The organism is Thioalkalivibrio thiocyanoxidans ARh2 (assembly GCF_000385215.1).
Taxonomy (GTDB): Bacteria; Pseudomonadota; Gammaproteobacteria; order Ectothiorhodospirales; family Ectothiorhodospiraceae; genus Thioalkalivibrio; species Thioalkalivibrio thiocyanoxidans.
Window position 1 is genome coordinate 14,560 of record NZ_ARQK01000045.1, and the last position, 18,868, is coordinate 33,427.

Sequence of the window (18,868 nt, forward strand, 5' to 3'; positions counted from 1 at the left end):
CAGATTGGCGAGTGGGGGAGGGGCGCTCTATGCGGTATTAGGGCCCCTATTTCTGCATACGCTTCGCGATCCTGGCGGCCTTTTCTTCCGACTCCGTCAGCCAATCAATCGGCCGGGGCTCGGGGCCTTCTGGTTTGCCCGATGCGATGATCGCGGCCGCGTCGGTCTTGTGCTTGTTGTGTGCCCGTACCCAGGTCGATGGATCGACCTCTACTTGGTTGTTGCGGTATTCATCATCGCTCAATGCTTCGGCGGCCTTGATCTGTGGCAGACCTGTCAGCCGCATTAGGAGCTCAAGGTCGATGGCGCGCTCGAGGTCCGGCGCGTCTTTCTTGCGGCCCCGCGCATGATGGCAACCGAACAGCTTGGCGGTGCTTTCGCGCTGCGTTTCGCGCATCTCGTCGAGCCCCCCGGCAATGAATTCCGCCAGCGGCGGGGGCAGGGCGCGGCCTTCCCGCAGTAGCCGGGCCGCGTGATACAGCAGCGCTTCCCAGCCCTTCCCGGTGGCCTTCACGCGCTCGACTGCCGCTTCCCAATTGTCGGTCGGTCGTGTTCCGGTCATTTGTCTGGCCTCGCTACGTAGGCGGCCCATTCGGCCATCAGCGCGCGGCGCTTCTCGAGCAGGTCGCCTCGGCGGTAGGCGCGTTCGACGGCATTGGGGATGGTGTGTGCCAGCGCCATCTCAGCCACCTCGTGAGGGTAGGCGGTGGTCTCGGAAACCCAGTCCCTGAACGTGCTGCGGAATCCGTGAACGGTCACGTCAGCACCCATGCGCTTGAGAACAGCCGACAGAGAGGCATCGCTGAGTTCGCCGCCGCGAGGGGCTGCGAACACGTAGGGGGACTCAGTGCGGGGCAGGGCGTCCAGGAGCGCCAGGGCATCATCCGGCAGTGGGACTACATGGTCGCGCTGTGCCTTCATGCGGGCCCCTGGAATGTTCCAGGTCCGGGCCTCCAGGTCGATTTCGTTCCAAGTCGCGCCGCGCACCTCACCGGATCGGCAGGCCGTCAGGATCAGGAACTCGAGCGCGCGGCCCGCGATCCCTTCGCGCTGCCGTAGCTGCGCCATAAACTCCGGCAGGTCACGCCAGGGCATGGCCTTGTGATGCGTCACCTTCTTGAGCTTGGACGGGGCCGGCAATATCGCGTCCAGGTTGCCGCGCCAGCGGGCCGGGTTCTCGCCTTGCCGGAAGCCGCTCACGGTGGCGTAGTCGAGCACCTTCTCAATACGCCCACGCACTCGGGAAGCCGTCTCCGTGCGCGTGCGCCAGATCGGCTCAAGAACCTGCAGGATGTGAGCGAGCTCAATGGCCTGGACGGGGAGTTGCCCCATCACCGGAGACGCATAGGTCTCAAGGCTCGAACGCCATTGCTTGGCGTGCTTGGGGTTTCGGAATTCCGACAGCTTGCCGGCCAGGTAGCGGTCGGTTGCATCATCGAAGGTCAGCGCGCTGGCCGTAGCGGCTGCCAGCGCGTTCCGTGCGGCCTCGCGTTCCGCCAGCGGGTCAATGCCGTCCCGGATCTTCATACGGGTATCAGCCGCGGCCTCGCGTGCCTTGGCCAGCGTTACTTCGGGATAGGGACCTATGCCTATCTCCCGGACGCGCCCGCCGATCGTCGCGCGCAGAAGCCAGTACTTGTGCCCGCTGTCGTAGACGCGGATGCGCAGGCCCGCCACGCCCCCAACGGTGTACTCTCCCGGCTGCTCAAGGCGTTTGACCGCCAGCGCCCCCATTTCCTCCGCCTTACGAGGCATTCCCTTTACCTATCCCCAAATAGAGCTTGTAACTATAGCCTACGCTGCGCTACTATCGACTACAAGGGAAAAGCAGAAAGGCCGAACTATTAGGGGCTTACGGCGTAGATATGGGTAGTGTCCGGTCGAGCATCGGCAGACTCACTCTCCGCCAGATCCAGCAAAGGGGCCCGAGTGGCCCCTTTCGCATGTCTGGCCCCCGAGGTATCGGGATTCGCACCCGAGATATGGAAAATGATGGTTCGACGGGTGACGCGCAGCGGCACCCGAACGTCGCCGCAGGTGACGGCCCGAAGGGCGAGGCGCAAAGCGCCGAGTAATCCTCACTCTCCGCCAGATCCAGCAAAGGGGCCCGAGTGGCCCCTTTCGCATGTCTGGCCCCCCGAGGATTCGGGATTCGAACCCGAGATACAGAAAATGATGGTTCGACGGGCGGTGCGCTGCAACGCCTTGGCCGGAGGCCGGCGGACCAGGGGGCGCTTGCGCGTCGGGGCCCGGGCAGCCCAGTCAGCCCCTTGTTGCTGGGGGTGGTACGGCAACACCGGCCGCGCGCAGCCAGTGGCACAGGCGGATCAGCGGCAGGCCCACCAATGCAGTGGGGTCCGAGCCCTCCATGCGCTCGAACAGGCTCACCCCTAGCCCTTCGGACTTGAAACTGCCGGCGCAGTCCACCGGATCGTCCAGTGCGACATAGGCCCGGATCTCCGTGTCCGACAGCTGGCGGAAGGTGACGATGTATTCAACATCCTCCACCCGCGCCTGACCGCTGGCGGCATCCAGCAGACACAAGCCGGTGTGAAAGGTGACGGTGCCGCCGGACAGCGAGGCCAGCTGTTCGCGGGCGCGCTCGGGATTGCCCGGCTTGCCGAGGATGTGGCCCTGATGGCTGGCGCTCTGGTCGGAACCAATGATCAATGCGCCCGGGTGGGTCCCAGCGACTGCTCGGGCCTTGGCCTCGGCGAGGCGCTGCACGAGGGCCGCCGCGTCTTCGTCCGGGAGCCGCGTCTCGTCGACCTGCGGGGCGGCCGTCGCGAACGGCAGATGCAGGCGCTGCAACAGCTGGGCGCGATAGGGCGAGGTCGAGGCGAGGACGATTTCACGCATGGGGCTTACGCATCCGGGCTGTCGATCTCGATCAGGGCATCGTCCGGGTTGGCGGCCGCACCCTTGGCCACGTTTACCGCGCGCACGGTGCCGGCGATGGGCGCGGCGATCTCGGACTCCATCTTCATCGCCTCGAGCACCAGCACCGGCTGGCCGGCCTCCACGGTGTCGCCCTCGGCCACCAGGACGTCGATGATCGTGCCCGGCATGGACGTGGTGACATCCCCCGGGCGGGTGGCGCGGCGGGATTTCTTGCCCGTGCGCGGCGACTCGGCGCCACCGCTACCGCCGCCGGCGGTGTCGATGGTGTCGAGCGTCTCGATCAGGACCTCTTCCGGCATGCCGTCGATGGTGACGTACATCGGCCGCGTGTCCTCGCGGTGGTGCCCGCTGCCGTTGACGCGGATGTGGTACGACTCTCCGTGGAAGGTGACGTTGAACTCCACTGGTGCCGGGCAGCCGGCCTGGGTGTTCTCCGGCAGGTGTAACGGTTCTGGTTCGAGCGTGCCGTCACGTCGTTGTTCGAGGAAGGACCGGCCGACCTCGGGGAACAGCGCGAAGGTCAGTACGTCCTCCGGCCCCTGGGCCAAATCGCCGATGTCGCGGGTCAGATGGTCCATCTCCGGCTTTAGCAGGTCCGCCGGGCGCACGTCGATGGCCTCGGCGTTGCCGATCGCCTTGCGCTGGATCACGCGGTTGATCGGCCCCGGCGCGCGGCCGTAGTGCCCGGTCAGGTACTGCTTCACCTCGTTGGTGATGGTCTTGTAGCGCTCCCCGGCGAGGACGTTCATCACCGCCTGGGTGCCGACGATCTGCGAGGTCGGCGTGACCAGGGGCGGGTAGCCGAGGTCCTCGCGTACGCGCGGGATCTCCTCCAGCACGGCATCAAAGCGATCCAGCGCGTTCTGGTCGCGCAGTTGATTGGCGAGGTTGGAGATCATCCCGCCCGGGACCTGGTTCACCTGCACCCGGGTGTCGACGCCGGTGTATTCGCTCTCGAAGCGCTGGTACTTCTTGCGCACCTCGTGGAAATACAGGCCGATCTTCTGCAGGGCCACGAGGTCCAGGCCGGTGTCGTGCCCGGTGCCGGACAACGCCGCAACCAGGCTCTCCGTGGGGGGGTGGCTCGTCCCCCCGGCGAAGGCGGAGATCGCGGTCTCGATGTGGCGGCAGCCCGCCTCGATCGCCTGCCAGTGGCACAGCTCGGATAGACCCGAGGTCGCATGGGCATGCAGGTGGATCGGGACATCCAGTGCGTCGACCAGCTCGGTTACCAGTTCGCGGGTGGCCGTCGGGGTCAGCAGCCCGGCCATGTCCTTGATCGCGATGCTCTGTGCCCCCATGTCCACCAGCTCGCGGGCGAGGGTGACGAATTGGGTGGCGGAGTGTACCGGTCCGGTGGTGTAGCACAGCGTGCCCTGGGCATGGCCGCCGGCCTGGCGGGTGGCCTCGATCGCGGTGCGCAGGTTCCGAGCATCGTTCATCGCGTCGAAGATGCGGATGATGTCGATGCCACCGGCCACGGACCGCTCGACGAAGGCGCGCACGACGTCATCGGCATAGTGGCGGTAGCCGAGCAGGTTCTGCCCGCGCAGCAGCATCTGCAGCGGGGTGTTGGGCAGCGCGGCCTTGAGCTGGTGCAGACGCTCCCACGGGTCTTCCTTCAGGAAGCGCACGCAGGCGTCGAACGTGGCCCCGCCCCAGGCCTCGAGGGAGTGAAAGCCGATCGCGTCCATCTGCTCGCAGATCGGCAGCATGTCCTCGGTGCGCATGCGCGTGGCGATCAGGCTCTGGTGGCCGTCGCGCAGGGTGACATCCGTAATGTGAACTCGATCCATGGTCAGTCCATTCGTCGGGCGGGGCAGTGTTTCCCTAAAGCCCGTGGTGGGCGGCGATTGCGGCGGCGATCGCGACGGCCAGCTGGCGGTCGGAGCGCTTGGCCGGCAGCTCGGTCAGTTCGGGGTGATCGGCGATGAAGCCGGTATTGAAATCCGCGCGGCGAAAATCCGGGTGGTTCACGATCGCCAGGTGGTAGGGGATGGTGGTCTTGACCCCGAACACGCCCATGTCGCGCAGGGCACGGTTGCTGCGCGTCAGCAGGTCGTCCCATTCCAGCGCCCAGCAGATCAGCTTGGCGCACATCGAGTCGTAATGGGGCGGGATCTCGTAGCCGGTGTAGATCGCGCCGTCGGTGCGCACGCCCGGGCCACCGGGGGCGAAGTAGCGCGTGATGCGACCGAAGCTTGGCAGGAAGTCGTTGGTCGGGTCTTCCGCGTTGATCCGGAACTCCATGGCGAAGCCGCGCCGCGTGATCTGCGACTGGTCGTAACGCAGGCGGTCGCCACTGGCGATGCGCAACTGCTCCTGCACGATATCCACGCCGGTGATCATCTCGGTCACCGGATGCTCGACCTGAAGACGCGTGTTCATCTCCATGAAATAAAACGTGTCATCGCCGTCCATCAGGAACTCGACGGTCCCGGCGTTCTGGTAGCCAACGGCCTGGGCGGCGGTAACGGCCAGTGTGCCCAGACGTTCGCGCTGGGCCTCGCTCAACTGCGGCGAGGGGGCAATCTCGATCAGCTTCTGGTGGCGTCGCTGCACGGAGCAGTCGCGCTCGTACAGGTGCACGGCATTGCCATGGGTGTCCGCGAGGATCTGTACCTCGATATGGCGCGGGTTGACCACGGCCTTTTCCAGAAAGATCTCGGTGCTACCAAAGGCGCGGGTCGCCTCCGAACGCACCCGGTCGAAGTTGCGCCGCAGGGCATCCGGGTCTTCGCACAAGCGAATGCCACGCCCGCCGCCGCCACTGGTCGCCTTGAGCATCACCGGGTAGCCGATGGCCTCGGCGGCCTCCAGTGCGGCCTCCAGCGTCTCCAGGTTGCCCTCCGAACCCGGCGTGACTGGTACCCCGGCCTCGATCATCGCCTGTCGCGCGGCCACCTTGTCGCCCATGCGGCGGATGACGCCGGCGTCCGGGCCGACCCAGATGAACCCGCGTGCGGCGCAGGCCGCCGCGAAATCCGCGTTCTCCGAGAGAAAGCCGTACCCCGGATGCACGGCATCGCACCCGGCGGCGTGCGCCACACTGATCAGACGGTGGATACTCAGGTAGCCGCCCAGGCTGTCCGGACCGATCGCATAGGCCTCGTCGGCCTTTTTCACGTGCAGGGCGTGGCGGTCGGCGTCGGTATGCACGGCGACCGAGGTAATCCCCATCTCCGCGCAGGCCCGAATCAGGCGCACGGCGATCTCGCCCCGGTTGGCTATGAGCAGCTTGCGGATCAAACGGGAGGCCCCGGGCAGGTCAGTGAAAACCCGAGTATCGGCATGCAGTCGAAGGCCTGCAAGTTTCTGTTTCGCTTTGACAGAACAGCCCTCGCGCGCGTATATTCCGCGCCCTTGTATTTGAGTGTTCTATGAGTCGTATTCCCGTATCTCTCGACCCGTGGCAGCCACGGGCCCGGCACCAGGAATTCGAAGGCGATTTGTCTGCGGAGGACCTGCCGCGCCTGCGGGACGAGGCGCTGGCCGAACACCCGCTGCGGGTCCATGTCCGCTTCGGGCTGGAGCGCGGCGCGCTGGACGAGATGCGGCTGACCGGTCTGATTACTGGCGAGCTGTGGCAGACCTGCCAGCGCTGCCTGCAGCCGATGGCCTGGGAATTTCGGCTGGAGACCGATGCGGTGATCCTGCCGGCCGGCGGCTCCGTGGAAGGCCTCGGCGCGGACGAGGATACCCTCGAACTGGAAGACGACGGACGGCTGCACCCGGCGGTCTGGGCCGAGGACGAGGTGCTGCTGGCCTGGCCGCTGGTACCGCGCCACGCGGACTGCGAGCCCGCGGTGGAGCCCGAGTTTGTTCCCGGGCAGCGCGAGGACAATCCGTTTGCAGTGCTTGAGCAGCTCAAGGGCCGCTCGAGCAACGGCGACGACCGATAGATTGGTGGAGCGGGGCGCTGCCCGGCTCGAAACGCTATACTTGCGCCCGTTTTTGATTCGGGCTAACCCCGCAAAGGCGGGATTTGATTAATCTGGAGATTCATCATGGCTGTGCAACAACGCCGCAAGACCCGTTCCAAGCGCGATATGCGCCGTTCCCACGACGGGCTGAAGGGCGCGACCCTGTCCACCGATCCGACCACCGGAGAGGTGCATCGCCGGCATCACGTGACCCCGGACGGGTTCTACCGTGGTCGCCAGGTGATCCAGCAGGACGTCGAAGTCGAAGACGACGAAGACTAAGTCAGGCGTGACGATCCTGCTGGGGCCACGGCTGCGGCTGCACCGTGGCCTTTCCGCGTTTGAATGGACCCGGCATCCGGGCACTGCGCGGGCGCGCTCATGAGTCGCGAATTCAGCATTGCGCTGGACGTGATGGGAGGGGACCACGGGGCCTCCGTGGTGCTTCCGGCTGCCCGCCGTTCGCTGCAGGTCGCAGACGACTTCCGGCTGCTGCTGGTCGGGGACGAAGAGACCATCGAGTCGGGGCTTGCAGCCTGGGCGTCTGCCGAGCGCGAGCGCGTGGAGGTCGTGCATGCCAGCCAGGTGGTCGGCATGGAGGAACTCCCGGCCGTGGCTCTTCGCACCAAGCGCGATTCCTCGATGCGGGTGGCGATCGACCAGGTCAAGAAGGGGGCTGCACAGGCCTGCGTCTCGGCCGGCAATACCGGTGGCCTGATGGCCACCGCGCGCTATGTGCTGAAGACCCTGCCGGGGATCGATCGACCGGCCATCGCGACCGCACTGCCGTCGATGTACGGCCACACGCACATGCTGGACCTGGGTGCCAATGTGGATGTCGAGGCGGCGCACCTGTACCAGTTCGCGGTGATGGGTTCGGTGCTGGCGAATGCGGTCGACGGGCTCGAGGCCCCCAAGGTGGGGCTTCTGAATATCGGGTCGGAGGCGATCAAGGGCAACGACCGGGTGCGCGAGGCCGGCCGCATGCTGGAGGAATCCAGCCTGAACTATGTCGGGTTCGTCGAGGGCAACGACGTCTACTGCAGCGACGTGGACGTGGTCGTCTGCGATGGTTTCGTCGGCAATGTCGCGCTGAAAACCAGCGAGGGCGTGGCCAAGATGATCTCCTCGAACATGAAGGCCGAATTCCGCGCCTCGCTGTATTCGCGTCTGGCCGGCCTGTTCGCGCTGCCCGTGCTGCGCCGATTGCGCCATCGTTTTGACCACCGCCGCTACAACGGTGCGTCGCTGCTGGGACTGCAGGGCGTGGTGATCAAGAGCCACGGCAGTGCCGATGCCCTGGCATTCGAGTACGCGATCCGCATCGCCCGGGTCGAGGCCGAGGCGAATATCTCCAGCCGGATCGACAAGCAGCTGGGGCAGTTACTGGGGCAGGAGCACGCGCAGTGAAGCATGCACGCATCAGCGGAACCGGGAGTTACCTGCCCGAGCGGATCCTGACCAATGCCGATCTCGAGGCGATGGTGGATACCTCGGACGCGTGGATCCAGGAGCGTACCGGGATTCGCGAGCGCCACATCGTGGCCGAAAATCAGGTGACCTCCGACCTGGCGCTGAAGGCCGCCGAACGCGCGCTGGACGCCGCGGGCATCCGCCCCGCCGACCTGGACCTGATCATCGTCGCCACCACGACCCCGGACCAGATCTTCCCCAGTACCGCGTGCATCCTGCAGGCCAAGCTGGGGATCGGCGGCTGCCCGGCCTTCGACGTTCAGGCGGTGTGCTCCGGTTTTGTCTATGCCCTGGCCACGGCCGACCGCTTCATGCAGAGCGACGAGATCCGGCATGTGCTGGTCGTCGGGGCCGAGACGCTCTCGCGCATCACCGACTACACCGACCGCGGCAACTGCATCCTGTGGGGCGATGGCGCGGGCGCGGTGGTGCTGTCGCGCTCGCCGGACCCGGGCATCATCTCCACCCACCTGCACGCGGATGGCCACCACAAGGGCCTGCTTGAGGTCCCCGGCGGGGTCTCGCAGCCCGGCGACAACCCGGACCTCGAATTTATCCGCATGGAGGGCCGCGCGGTCTTCCGTGTCGCGGTCAACACCCTGGACCAGATCGTCGACGAGACGCTGGAATACAACGGGATCGACAAGGCCGAGCTGGACTGGCTGGTCCCGCACCAGGCCAACATCCGCATCATCCAGGCCACGGCCAAGAAGCTGAACATGTCCATGGATAACGTCGTGGTCACGGTCGACCGGCACGGCAACACCTCTGCCGCGTCCATCCCGCTGGCGCTGGATACCGCCGTGCGTGACGGGCGTATCAAGAAGGGCGATCTGATCCTGACCGAGGCCTTTGGCGGCGGCTTTACCTGGGGCTCCGCGCTGATCCGGATGTAGCGCGCGCCGCTTCGCGATTTCATTCCTGTGGGAGGCTGCTTGCAGGCGAAGCCCCTGCCAAAGCCTGATACGAAGCGGTTCGCCGAAAGAAGGGAGTCGAGGACATGGGTCGCGAGATCGAACGCAAGTTTCTGCTGGCCAGCGAGGCCTGGCGCGATAGTGTGGTGCGCTCCCAGCACATGCGTCAGGGCTACCTGTGTGGTAACGACCGCGCCTCGATCCGCGTGCGTGTGGACGAGGAGGGCGCGAACCTGAACATCAAGAGCGCGACCCTCGGTGTCGAACGTGACGAATACCAGTACGCGATCCCTGTCGAGGAGGCCCACAACCTGCTCGACACGCTCGCGGGGCCGCAGGTCGAGAAGACACGCTACTGGGTGGATGTGGAGGGCTGGGAATACGAGATCGACGTGTTCGAGGGTGCCAACGCCGGTCTGATCGTGGCTGAACTGGAACTGCCCGCGAGCGATGCCGAGTTCCCGCGGCCCGAGTGGCTGGGCGAGGAGGTCTCGCACGACCCGCGCTACTACAACACCGAGCTGGCCCGGAACCCCTACCGCGACTGGCCCGATGCAACCTGAGTCCTTCCCCGTCTTTGACCCGGATTGCCGGCGCTGTCCGCGCCTGGCCGGTTTTCTGGAAGACGTGCGGGCGAAGCACCCCGAGTACCACGCCGCACCCGTGCCATCGTTTGGGCCGCTGGACGCACGCCTGCTGATCGTCGGTCTCGCCCCCGGGATGCACGGGGCCAACGCCACGGGGCGCCCCTTTACCGGGGACTACGCCGGAGTGCTGCTCTACGAGACCCTGCACCAGTACGGTTTTGCGACCGGCCCCGAGAGCGTGCGCGCGGATGACGGGCTGCAGCTGCTGGACTGCCGCATCACGAATGCCGTCAAATGCCTGCCGCCGCAGAACAAGCCCACGACGGAGGAAATCCGCACCTGCAACGGTTTCCTGGCCGCGGAGATGGATGCGATGCAGCCGCGGGTGATCCTTGCGCTGGGCAAGATCGCCCATGACGCGGTGCTGCGCGCTCGAGGCCTGCCACTGTCCAGCCGGCGTTTTGCCCACGGCGCCGAGCATGCGCTGGACGGCATGCGGCTGATCGATTCCTACCACTGCTCGCGCTACAACACCCAGACCCGCCGCCTCACCCCGGCCATGTTCGGCGAACTCTTCGCCCGCATCCGCACCCATCTCGATTAGAAAAGCCTGTGGGGGCCGGACGCCCGTGATGGCGTGGAGCCCGATGGAGTCGAGGTGCCAAAGTGCCAAGGGCGTGGACCGGCCACTGCCGCCGCCCACGCTCAATGGTCGTACCGTTTTGACCGGCTCCCTTGGCCGATCCGGTATCCTGAAGCTGTCATGAGTGCCTCCGACACCAGTTTCGATTCCAAGGCCTTCCTGAAGACGCTGACGCAGTCGCCCGGTGTCTATCAGATGCTGGATGCCAGCGGCGGCGTGCTGTATGTCGGCAAGGCACGCAATCTCAGGAGCCGTGTCGCCAGCTACTTTCGCGGTTCGGACGATCGCGGGCCGCGGATCCGGTCGATGGTGCGCCAGATCGCGGATATCCGCGTGGCGGTCACGCATACCGAGGCCGAGGCCTTGCTGCTCGAGGCCAATCTGATCAAGCGCCACCGGCCGCGCTACAACGTGCTGCTGCGCGACGACAAGAGCTACCCCTATATCTTCGTGTCCGGCCAGGAGTACCCGCGCCTGGGCTTCCACCGGGGAGCGAAAAAGAAGGGGGTGCGCTATTTCGGCCCGTATCCGTCCGCCGGGGCGGTGCGCGAGAGCCTCGCGCTGCTGCAGAAGCTGTTTCAGGTCCGCCAGTGCGAGGACAGCGTGTTCGCACATCGGTCGCGGCCGTGCCTGCAGTATCAGATCGGGCGCTGTACCGCGCCCTGTGTGGGCTATATCACGCCCGAGGAGTACGCCCGCGACGTGGAATCCTCCGTGCAGTTTCTGCAGGGCAAAAGCGAGGTGGTGATCGCCGACCTGATGCAGCGCATGGAGGCGGCCTCCGAACGTCTCGATTTCGAGCATGCAGCGCGGCTTCGGGACCAGATCGCGCGGCTGCGCCAGATCTCCGAGCAGCAGTTTGTCTCCGGTGGCGAGGGCGATGCCGACGTGATCGCCCTGGCCCGGGAGGCGGGCACGGTCGCGGTGGAGATCTTCTTCGTGCGCGGGGGGCAGAACCTGGGCAACCGCGAGCTGTTCCCGAACGTGCCGGAGGCCACCGACGACGGCGAGATCATGGCGGCGGTACTGGCGCAGTACTACGCCGAACGCGAACCCCCGGCGCGCGTGCTGCTGTCACACGAGCCGGAAGGCGCGCAAGCACTGGAGGCCTTCCTGTCGGAGCGGCGCGATGGCCGCAAGGTCCAGCTCGCCTGGTCGCTGCGCGGGGACCGCGCGCGCTGGCTGGACATGGCGCGGCGCAATGCCGAACTCGCGCTGAAGACGCGCATCGCCAGTCAGGCCGGGCAGACCGCGCGCCTGGACGCGCTCACCGCCGAGTTGAATCTGGAGAGCCCGCCCAAGCGCATGGAGTGCTTCGACATCTCGCACACCGCGGGCGAGCGCACGGTGGCATCCTGCGTGGTGTTCGGGCCCGAGGGGCCCATCAAGTCCGACTACCGGCGGTTCAACATCGACGGGATCGAACCCGGCGACGATTACGCCGCGATGCACCAGGCCCTGAGCCGTCGCTTTGCCCGCCTGAAGAAGGGGGAAGGGCAGGAACCGGACATCCTGTTCATCGATGGCGGCAAGGGGCAGGTCACCCAGGCACTCAATGTCCTGGCGGATCTGGGACTGGATCACATCCGGGTAATCGGCGTCGCCAAGGGCGAGGAGCGCCGGCCGGGCATGGAAACGCTGATATTGAGCGGGGTGGAGGCCCCCTCTATACTCCCGACGCATTCGGGTGCGTTGCACCTGATCCAGCAGATCCGCGACGAGGCGCATCGGTTCGCCATTACCGGCCATCGCGCTCGCCGGGCCAAGGCGCGCAAGGAATCGACCCTGGAGTCGATCCCGGGGCTCGGGCCCAAGCGCCGCAGCGCGTTGCTGCGCCATTTCGGCGGCCTGCGCGGTGTGGCCCGGGCCGGCGTAGACGAGCTGTCCAAGGTGCCGGGCATCCACCGACGGCTGGCACAGGCGATCTACGACCAGTTTCACTAGGGAAACACCGATTAATGTACACACTCGTGTTGGCACCCCAGGTTTTCCGAGACAAGGCGCGGTGTGCAGCCGGTAGTGGTTCTACCGGCCCGTTATTGACGGATGCGGGCCGCAGCGCAGGATCGGGAAACCTGGGGTGCCAACCCCGAAGGGGCTCGGCCGCTTTTGTGCGCGCACGGCGTTGCGGTTCCCTTGTGCAGAATGACTGCACGGCAGTCACCGCGCCTTGTTCGCACGCAAAAGCGAGTCGAGCACGAGCGTGTACATTAATCAGTGTTTCCCTGGGGCTGACCAGCAGATGATCCGTGAACTCCCCAACTGGCTGACCTGGTCGCGGATCGTGATGATCCCGCTCCTGATTGTCGTCTTTTATGCGTTGCCCATGCCCACAGCGGGCATCGTGGCCGCTATCGTCTTTGCGCTGGCCGCGATCACCGACTGGGCGGACGGCTACCTGGCCCGGCGCTGGCAGGTGACCAGTCGCTTCGGTGCCTTCCTCGATCCGGTGGCGGACAAGCTGATCGTGGCCGCTGCGTTGGTCCTGGTCGTGGATCACAACCCCGGTGTGGGTCTGGCGCTGGCGGCAGTGGTGATCATCGGGCGCGAGATCGCGATCTCGGCCCTGCGCGAATGGATGGCCGAGGTCGGCGCCAGTGCGAAGGTCGCGGTCTCCTGGGTAGGCAAGTTCAAGACGACCGCCCAGATGGTGGCGATCTTCCTGTTGCTGTGGGCGGAGCCGGTCGCGGGACTGCCGATTTTCGCGATCGGTGAATGGCTGCTGTACCTGGCGGCCATCCTGACGCTGGTCTCGATGGTCCAGTACATGCTGGCGGCCGCCCGCGGGCAATGATGTGCGTTGGCAGGGGCGAGCGGGGTATTGACGTCGGCCGCCGGTGCGGTAGAATACGCGCCGATAAGGAAGAGCGGGAATAGCTCAGCTGGTAGAGCACAACCTTGCCAAGGTTGGGGTCGCGAGTTCGAATCTCGTTTCCCGCTCCAACAGATTCCTGAAACCCCGGTTCGGCCGGGGTTTTCTGTTTCGGCCTGCGCATGTCGCGCTGTGCGGGCCGGGACCCACCCGATACAGGCTGGGTGGCAGAGTGGTTATGCAGCGGACTGCAAATCCGTGTACGCCGGTTCGATTCCGACCCCAGCCTCCATCTTCGCATCAGGCCGCCTTCGGGCGGCCTTTTGCGTTGTGGGGGCGAGCGCAACGGGTGATTCGAACCGACAAAGCATGAAATGATTCGTCCTGTTGGCGGACACAGGGTCTAGACTCCTGAGGCGACAACCCCAACCGGACGAGGGCGCGGGATGCTGATCATTGGCCTGATTGTCGTCGTGGCTGCGCTGGTATTCGCCACCGTGAAGCTGCGGGTCCACCCGTTCCTGGCGCTGTTGCTGGCGGCCTTCGTCATGGCACTGATCGGGGGCATCGCGCCCAAGGACGCGGTCAGTGTGATCAACGACGGCTTTGGCTCGACGCTGGGCTATATCGGGATCGTGATCGCGCTGGGCACGATCATCGGGGTGATCCTGGATCGCACCGGGGCGGCGATCGTGATGGCGGAGGCGATCATCCGCGCGTTGTCGGACCGGTTTCCCAACCTCACGGCCACGATCATCGGCTACATCGTGTCGATCCCGGTGTTCTGCGACTCGGGCTACGTAATCCTGAACTCCCTGAAGAATGCGCTGGCGAAGAAGGCCGGTGTGTCCCTGGTCGCAATGAGTGTGGCACTGGCGACAGGCCTGTTCGCCACGCACAACTTCGTGCCCCCGACCCCGGGCCCGATTGCCGCGGCCAGCAACATCGGCATTGCCGATGCGCTAGGCCTGGTGATCCTGTTCGGTCTCCTGGTGGCCGCGGTGGCGGCGGCGGTTGGCTGGCTCTGGGCCATTCGTTACACCCACGCCAACGACGATGAACTCCTGGAGCCGGACCCGATCGAGGAGGCCACCGGCCAGGAGGTGAAGAAGCCGGAGCCCGATCTGGCCCATCCACCTTCAACGCTGGGGGCCTTCCTGCCGATCCTGGCGCCGATCGTGCTGATCTCCGTCGGTTCGATCGCGTCGCTGGCCACCCGCGATGTCGACCCCGGGACGTTCGCGGCGGCGCTGATCTTCCTCGGTCAGCCGGTGGTCGCGCTGGCCATTGGTGTGGTGTTTGCCCTGTTGCTGGTCAAGGGCGGCGACAAGCGCGGCCGTTTCCACCAGATGACCGTCGATGCGGTGCTGCTCGCGGCGCCGATCCTGCTGATCACCGGTGCTGGCGGGGCCTTCGGTTCCGTGTTGCAGGAGACGCCGATCGGGGATCAGCTGGGCGACATGCTGACCGGGCTCGGTCTGGGCCTGCTGGTACCGTTCCTGCTCGCGGCTGCGCTCAAGTCCGCCCAGGGGTCGTCGACGGTGGCACTGGTGGCCGCATCCAGTATGGTGGCGCCGCTGCTGCCCGCGCTGGGGCTGGATTCGGACCTGGGCATGGTGCTGGCGGTGATGGCGGTGGGTGCCGGGGCGATGACCGTCTCGCACGCCAATGACAGCTTCTTCTGGGTGGTCAGCCAGTTCAGTCGAATGAAGGTCTCGACCGCATACAAGGCCTACACGACCGCGACGCTGCTGCAGGGGATCAGTGCAATGATCGTGATCTACCTCCTGGGGATGGTCTTTGTCTGAGCCAAGGCGGGTTGTGCTGTGTCCGGACAGCTTCAAGGGCAGTCTGGACGCGGCCGGTGTGGCCGAGGCGATGGCGCGCGGTGTGCGTGTTGCCAGTCCATCGACCCGCATCCAGGCCCTGCCGATGGCCGATGGCGGGGAAGGCACGGCCGAACTGGTCAGCCACACCCTGGGATGGACCTGGCACCTGTCCGATGTCCGCGACCCTTGCGGTCGGTATGTCTCGGCCGGCTGGGGTTACGACGAGGTGAGCCGGCGGGCGGTGATTGACGTCGCTTCGGCCTGCGGGCTGGATCTGGTCCCCGAGGCCGAGCGTGACCCGTGGAAGCTCGATACCAGAGGGGTTGGCGACCTGATTCTGGCAGTGCTGGATGCGGGGGGTCGGCACGTGCTGATTGGTCTCGGGGGGAGTGGTACTGTGGATGGTGGCGCCGGCATGCTGCATTCGCTGGGCGTGCGTTTCCGGGATCGAGAGGGCCGGGAGCTGGAGCCGGTCCCGGAGCGGCTGGAGCATCTGGCGAGCGCCGACTTTTCGGGTCTTGAACCCCGCCTGGAGGAGCTGCGGATCACCGTCCTGAACGATGTCGACAACCCCCTGACGGGTGCTCGTGGTGCAGCGGCGGTATTCGGCCCGCAAAAGGGCCTGGCCGCGTCCGAGATCCCGCGCATGGATGCCTGCATGGAGCGGCTGGCACGGGCTGTGGACGCGGCGGGGGAGCTTCGCTGTCCGGGCAGCATGCCGGGCGCGGGGGCAGCGGGGGGCCTTGGTTTCGCGCTGGCCTGTGTCCTGCGCGGGCAGTCGCGCATGGGGGCGGGATATCTGGCCGATCTGATCGAGCTCGAGGCGGCGATCGCCGGGAGCGATCTGGTGGTGACGGGCGAGGGGCAGCTCGACGGACAGACCGCGCATGGCAAGGTGGTGGCCGAGGTGATCCGGCGGGCGCGGCGCTGCTCTGTGCCGGTGGCCGTCGTCGCTGGATCCATCGATGCGACGGCGGAGGATCTCGATGCGATGGGCCTTGCCGATGCGCGCGCCCTTTGCGATGGAACGATCACGCTGGAGCAGGCCATGGAGGCCCCCGGACACTGGATCATGGAGCGCACGCGTGCAATCGTGGCGGCGCGAGTGACACGACCGGATTAATCGGGCCGACTACAGGAGGTTCCCGTTGGTGCCGTTAATGGCACTATGCGGGAGCGAACGCACAGGGGTGTGCATTGCCTTACTTGAATACCATCACCAGGTGCATGTGGGCATCATGGCGGGGACGAGCCATGATCGTCCTGCTGGCGGTCACGCTGTGTCTGACGGCAGGGGCGGGCGCGGACACGACCGTGCGCGTAGGGCTCTACGAAAACGTGCCAAAGGTGGGTACGGGCGACGATGGTGCCGCCGGAGGGGTGTTCGTGGATCTGCTGGAGGCGATCGCACGGCGCGAGCACTGGCGGCTCGAGTATGTCGCGTGCGAGTGGTCGGCCTGCCTGGAGGCCCTGGAGGCCGGCGAGATCGATCTGATGCCGGATGTGGCGCTGACGCCGGAGCGGCGCGAGAGCCTTGCGCATCACTCGACTCCGGTGGCCCACGCCTGGAGCCAGGTGCTGGCGCCGGTCGGCGCGGGCCTGGACCGCATCGAAGCGCTGGATGGCCACCGCCTCGCGGTACTCGAGGGCTCGGTTCAGAGTGACTACCTGCAGGAGTACGCAAGGGACGAGGGCCTGGACTGGACCCTCGTGCCGCGTCCCGACATGGAATCCGTGCTCGCCTCCGTCGCGGCGGGCGAGGCCGACGTGGCGATCACCAACAACTTTTACGCGCGCCGTCACGCGCGCCAGCACGGGCTGGTAGAAACGCCCATCACGTTCGATCAGGTCGGGCTTTACTATGCCGCCGCGCCCGGCAGACAGGAGGATCGACTGGCGGTGATCGACGCCTACCTCGAACTCTGGAAGGGCGAGGCCGGGTCGCCCTACGAGCGAGCCATGTCACAGGCCCTGGAACCGCCGTCCGGGGAGGGTCCGATCCCGACGTGGGGCTGGGCGGGACTGGCGGCTGCGGGCGGGGTTGCGCTTGCCCTGGCCCTGATGACCGTATGGTTGCGGCGTACGGTGCGAGTGCGCACGCAGGCCCTGCGGGAGGCAAATCAGCGTCTCGAGCACTTGCTGGACAGCGGGCCGGTCGTCCTCTACCAACTCAATGCGCTGGATTTCACGCCCCTTTGGGTCAGCGGCAACCTCGAGCGGCTGTTCGGCTTTGATGCCGAAACCGCGCTGCGGCCCGGCTGGTGGGAACAGCAAATCCATCCGGAGGACCGGCCCACAGCCCTGCGCGAGAATCGGCGGCTGCTCGAGGAACGGCACATGGTGCGCGAGCTGCGCTTGTTCGACGGCTGGGGCAGGCTGCGTCATATCCGTGACGAGATGCGGGTCGTATCCGGTAACAACCAGGGGCAGCGCGGGCCCGAGGTGGTTGGCAGCTGGACGGATATGACCGCGAGCATGGAGCAGAAAGAAGCGCTGCGGCAGATGGCGCACTATGACGCGCGTACGGGGCTGCCGAACCGGGTGCTGCTGCATGACCGCCTGGGCCACACGCTCGAGCGCGCGCTGGCCGATGGTCAGGCGCGCTGGGTCGTGCTGGTCGACCTGGATCGCTTTCGCAATGTGAACGAGACCCTGGGGACGTCGGCGGGCGACCGGGTGCTGGAAGGTATCGCCGACCGCTTGGGGCGCTTGCTGGGGCCGCAGGATACGGTGTCGCGCGTGGGCGCGGACGAGTTCTGCCTGATTGTTGAAAAGCCGCCGCTGGACAGGGGCGCCGAGGCCTTTGTTGAGCGGTTGCTGGAAGCCTTGCGCGAGCCCTGTGCGGTCGGCGGTCGTGCGCTGGTGACCACGGCGAGCGTCGGGCTCGCGACGTTCCCGGAACACGGCACCACGCGTGACGAATTGCTGGCCGCGGCGGAACTGGCCATGGCCGCCTCGCGTGGCGTCGGCGGAGATACCTGGCATGTCTACGAGCCCGGCATGGGGGCGCAGACGGAACAGCGTTTGTTCCTGGAAAACGACTTGCGCAGCGCGATCGCCAATGACGAACTGCTGCTCTATTTTCAGCCACAACTGGAGATGGAATCGGAGCGGCTGGTCGGCGTGGAGGCCCTGGTACGCTGGCGTCACCCGCAGCGGGGGATGGTGTCTCCTGCGGAGTTCGTGCCGCTGGCGGAGGAGACGGGGATGATCCAGGCCATCGACCGCTGGGTGTTGGACGCGGCCTGTGCCCAGCTGGCGCGCTGGGACCAGGAAGGCCGGGATGTCCCCACGGTGGCGGTGAACCTCTCCGCCCGGGAGCTGCATGACGAGACACTCGTGGCGACGATTGCGGGCATCCTGGAGCACCACGGCCTGGCGCCCGAGCGGCTGGAGCTGGAACTGACCGAGACCATGATGATGGAGCAGCCAGAACGGGCGCTGGCCGTGCTGCATCGCCTGGAGACTCTGGGTGTGACGCTCGCCATGGATGACTTCGGGGCCGGCTATTCCAACCTGGCGCACCTGCGCCGCTTGCCGTTGCGGCGGCTGAAGATCGACCAGTCTCTGGTCCGGGATATCGGGCACTCTCGCAACAACGAATCGATTATCCGCGCCATCATTGCCCTGGCCGACGCATTGGGACTGGATCTGATCGCAGAGGGTGTGGAGGAGCCCGGTCAGCGGGCGTTCCTGCTGAACGAAGGGTGTCGGTTTGGGCAGGGTTATCTGCTGGGCCGTCCGGCGCCAGCGGATAACGCCCTGGAAGATATTGGCGCGTAGCGA

16 protein-coding genes and 2 tRNA genes are annotated in these 18,868 nt (G+C 66.3%); 13 read left to right on the plus strand and 5 right to left on the minus strand.

From position 1 onward, the window contains the following. Positions 1 to 46: 46 nt before the first annotated feature. From G372_RS0105245 to G372_RS0105265, 5 genes are all read right to left on the minus strand, one after another. Positions 47 to 562, minus strand: a complete 516-nt coding sequence (locus tag G372_RS0105245) for a hypothetical protein (protein WP_019624467.1) — start codon at positions 560 to 562, stop codon at positions 47 to 49. Next, positions 559 to 1,755, minus strand: coding sequence for a tyrosine-type recombinase/integrase (locus tag G372_RS0105250; protein WP_026340409.1), 1,197 nt, complete (start codon positions 1,753 to 1,755; stop codon positions 559 to 561). Before G372_RS0105250 ends, G372_RS0105245 begins: the two co-directional genes overlap by 4 nt. 507 nt (positions 1,756 to 2,262) lie before the next feature. Continuing rightward, positions 2,263 to 2,859 (minus strand): Maf family protein, encoded by a 597-nt coding sequence (locus G372_RS0105255; protein WP_019624465.1) that lies wholly within the window; start codon positions 2,857 to 2,859, stop codon positions 2,263 to 2,265. 5 nt (positions 2,860 to 2,864) lie between these two features. Then, positions 2,865 to 4,697 (minus strand): sodium-extruding oxaloacetate decarboxylase subunit alpha, encoded by a 1,833-nt coding sequence (oadA, locus tag G372_RS0105260; protein ID WP_019624464.1) that lies wholly within the window; start codon positions 4,695 to 4,697, stop codon positions 2,865 to 2,867. Positions 4,698 to 4,731: 34 nt separating this feature from the next. Continuing rightward, positions 4,732 to 6,150, minus strand: coding sequence for an acetyl-CoA carboxylase biotin carboxylase subunit (locus G372_RS0105265; protein WP_019624463.1), 1,419 nt, complete (start codon positions 6,148 to 6,150; stop codon positions 4,732 to 4,734). Positions 6,151 to 6,281: 131 nt separating this feature from the next. On the opposite strand from G372_RS0105265, the gene G372_RS0105270 reads away from it, so the two are divergent. From G372_RS0105270 to G372_RS0105330, 13 genes are all read left to right on the plus strand, one after another. Further along, positions 6,282 to 6,803: a YceD family protein gene (locus G372_RS0105270; protein WP_026279085.1), complete on the plus strand. Its 522-nt coding sequence runs from the start codon at positions 6,282 to 6,284 to the stop codon at positions 6,801 to 6,803. Between the two features lie 105 nt (positions 6,804 to 6,908). After that, complete coding sequence (gene rpmF / locus G372_RS0105275; protein ID WP_012982981.1) at positions 6,909 to 7,106, plus strand: 50S ribosomal protein L32; 198 nt, start codon at positions 6,909 to 6,911, stop codon at positions 7,104 to 7,106. 99 nt (positions 7,107 to 7,205) lie between these two features. Then, complete coding sequence (gene plsX, locus G372_RS0105280) at positions 7,206 to 8,234, plus strand: phosphate acyltransferase PlsX (RefSeq protein WP_019624462.1); 1,029 nt, start codon at positions 7,206 to 7,208, stop codon at positions 8,232 to 8,234. Continuing rightward, positions 8,231 to 9,193, plus strand: coding sequence for a beta-ketoacyl-ACP synthase III (locus G372_RS0105285; protein WP_018865075.1), 963 nt, complete (start codon positions 8,231 to 8,233; stop codon positions 9,191 to 9,193). Before plsX ends, G372_RS0105285 begins: the two co-directional genes overlap by 4 nt. 104 nt (positions 9,194 to 9,297) lie before the next feature. After that, complete coding sequence (locus tag G372_RS0105290; RefSeq protein ID WP_019624461.1) at positions 9,298 to 9,774, plus strand: CYTH domain-containing protein; 477 nt, start codon at positions 9,298 to 9,300, stop codon at positions 9,772 to 9,774. Further along, positions 9,764 to 10,402: a uracil-DNA glycosylase gene (locus tag G372_RS0105295; RefSeq protein ID WP_018865077.1), complete on the plus strand. Its 639-nt coding sequence runs from the start codon at positions 9,764 to 9,766 to the stop codon at positions 10,400 to 10,402. Before G372_RS0105290 ends, G372_RS0105295 begins: the two co-directional genes overlap by 11 nt. Before the next feature lie 159 nt (positions 10,403 to 10,561). Continuing rightward, complete coding sequence (uvrC, locus tag G372_RS0105300; protein WP_019624460.1) at positions 10,562 to 12,385, plus strand: excinuclease ABC subunit UvrC; 1,824 nt, start codon at positions 10,562 to 10,564, stop codon at positions 12,383 to 12,385. Between the two features lie 298 nt (positions 12,386 to 12,683). Further along, the gene (pgsA, locus tag G372_RS0105305) at positions 12,684 to 13,235 is read left to right on the plus strand and encodes a CDP-diacylglycerol--glycerol-3-phosphate 3-phosphatidyltransferase (RefSeq protein ID WP_019624459.1); all 552 of its coding nucleotides are present in this window, start codon (positions 12,684 to 12,686) and stop codon (positions 13,233 to 13,235) included. A 73-nt stretch (positions 13,236 to 13,308) separates the two neighbouring features. Then, positions 13,309 to 13,384, plus strand: a tRNA-Gly gene (locus tag G372_RS0105310). A gap of 87 nt (positions 13,385 to 13,471) precedes the next feature. Beyond that, positions 13,472 to 13,545: transfer RNA gene (locus G372_RS0105315), tRNA-Cys, on the plus strand. A gap of 154 nt (positions 13,546 to 13,699) precedes the next feature. Beyond that, a complete protein-coding gene (locus tag G372_RS0105320) occupies positions 13,700 to 15,061 on the plus strand; it encodes a GntP family permease (RefSeq protein WP_019624458.1) in 1,362 nt (453 codons plus the stop codon). A 13-nt stretch (positions 15,062 to 15,074) separates the two neighbouring features. Continuing rightward, a complete protein-coding gene (locus tag G372_RS0105325; protein ID WP_019624457.1) occupies positions 15,075 to 16,205 on the plus strand; it encodes a glycerate kinase in 1,131 nt (376 codons plus the stop codon). A gap of 131 nt (positions 16,206 to 16,336) precedes the next feature. Further along, a complete protein-coding gene (locus G372_RS0105330; RefSeq protein ID WP_019624456.1) occupies positions 16,337 to 18,865 on the plus strand; it encodes an EAL domain-containing protein in 2,529 nt (842 codons plus the stop codon). Positions 18,866 to 18,868: the final 3 nt, after the last annotated feature.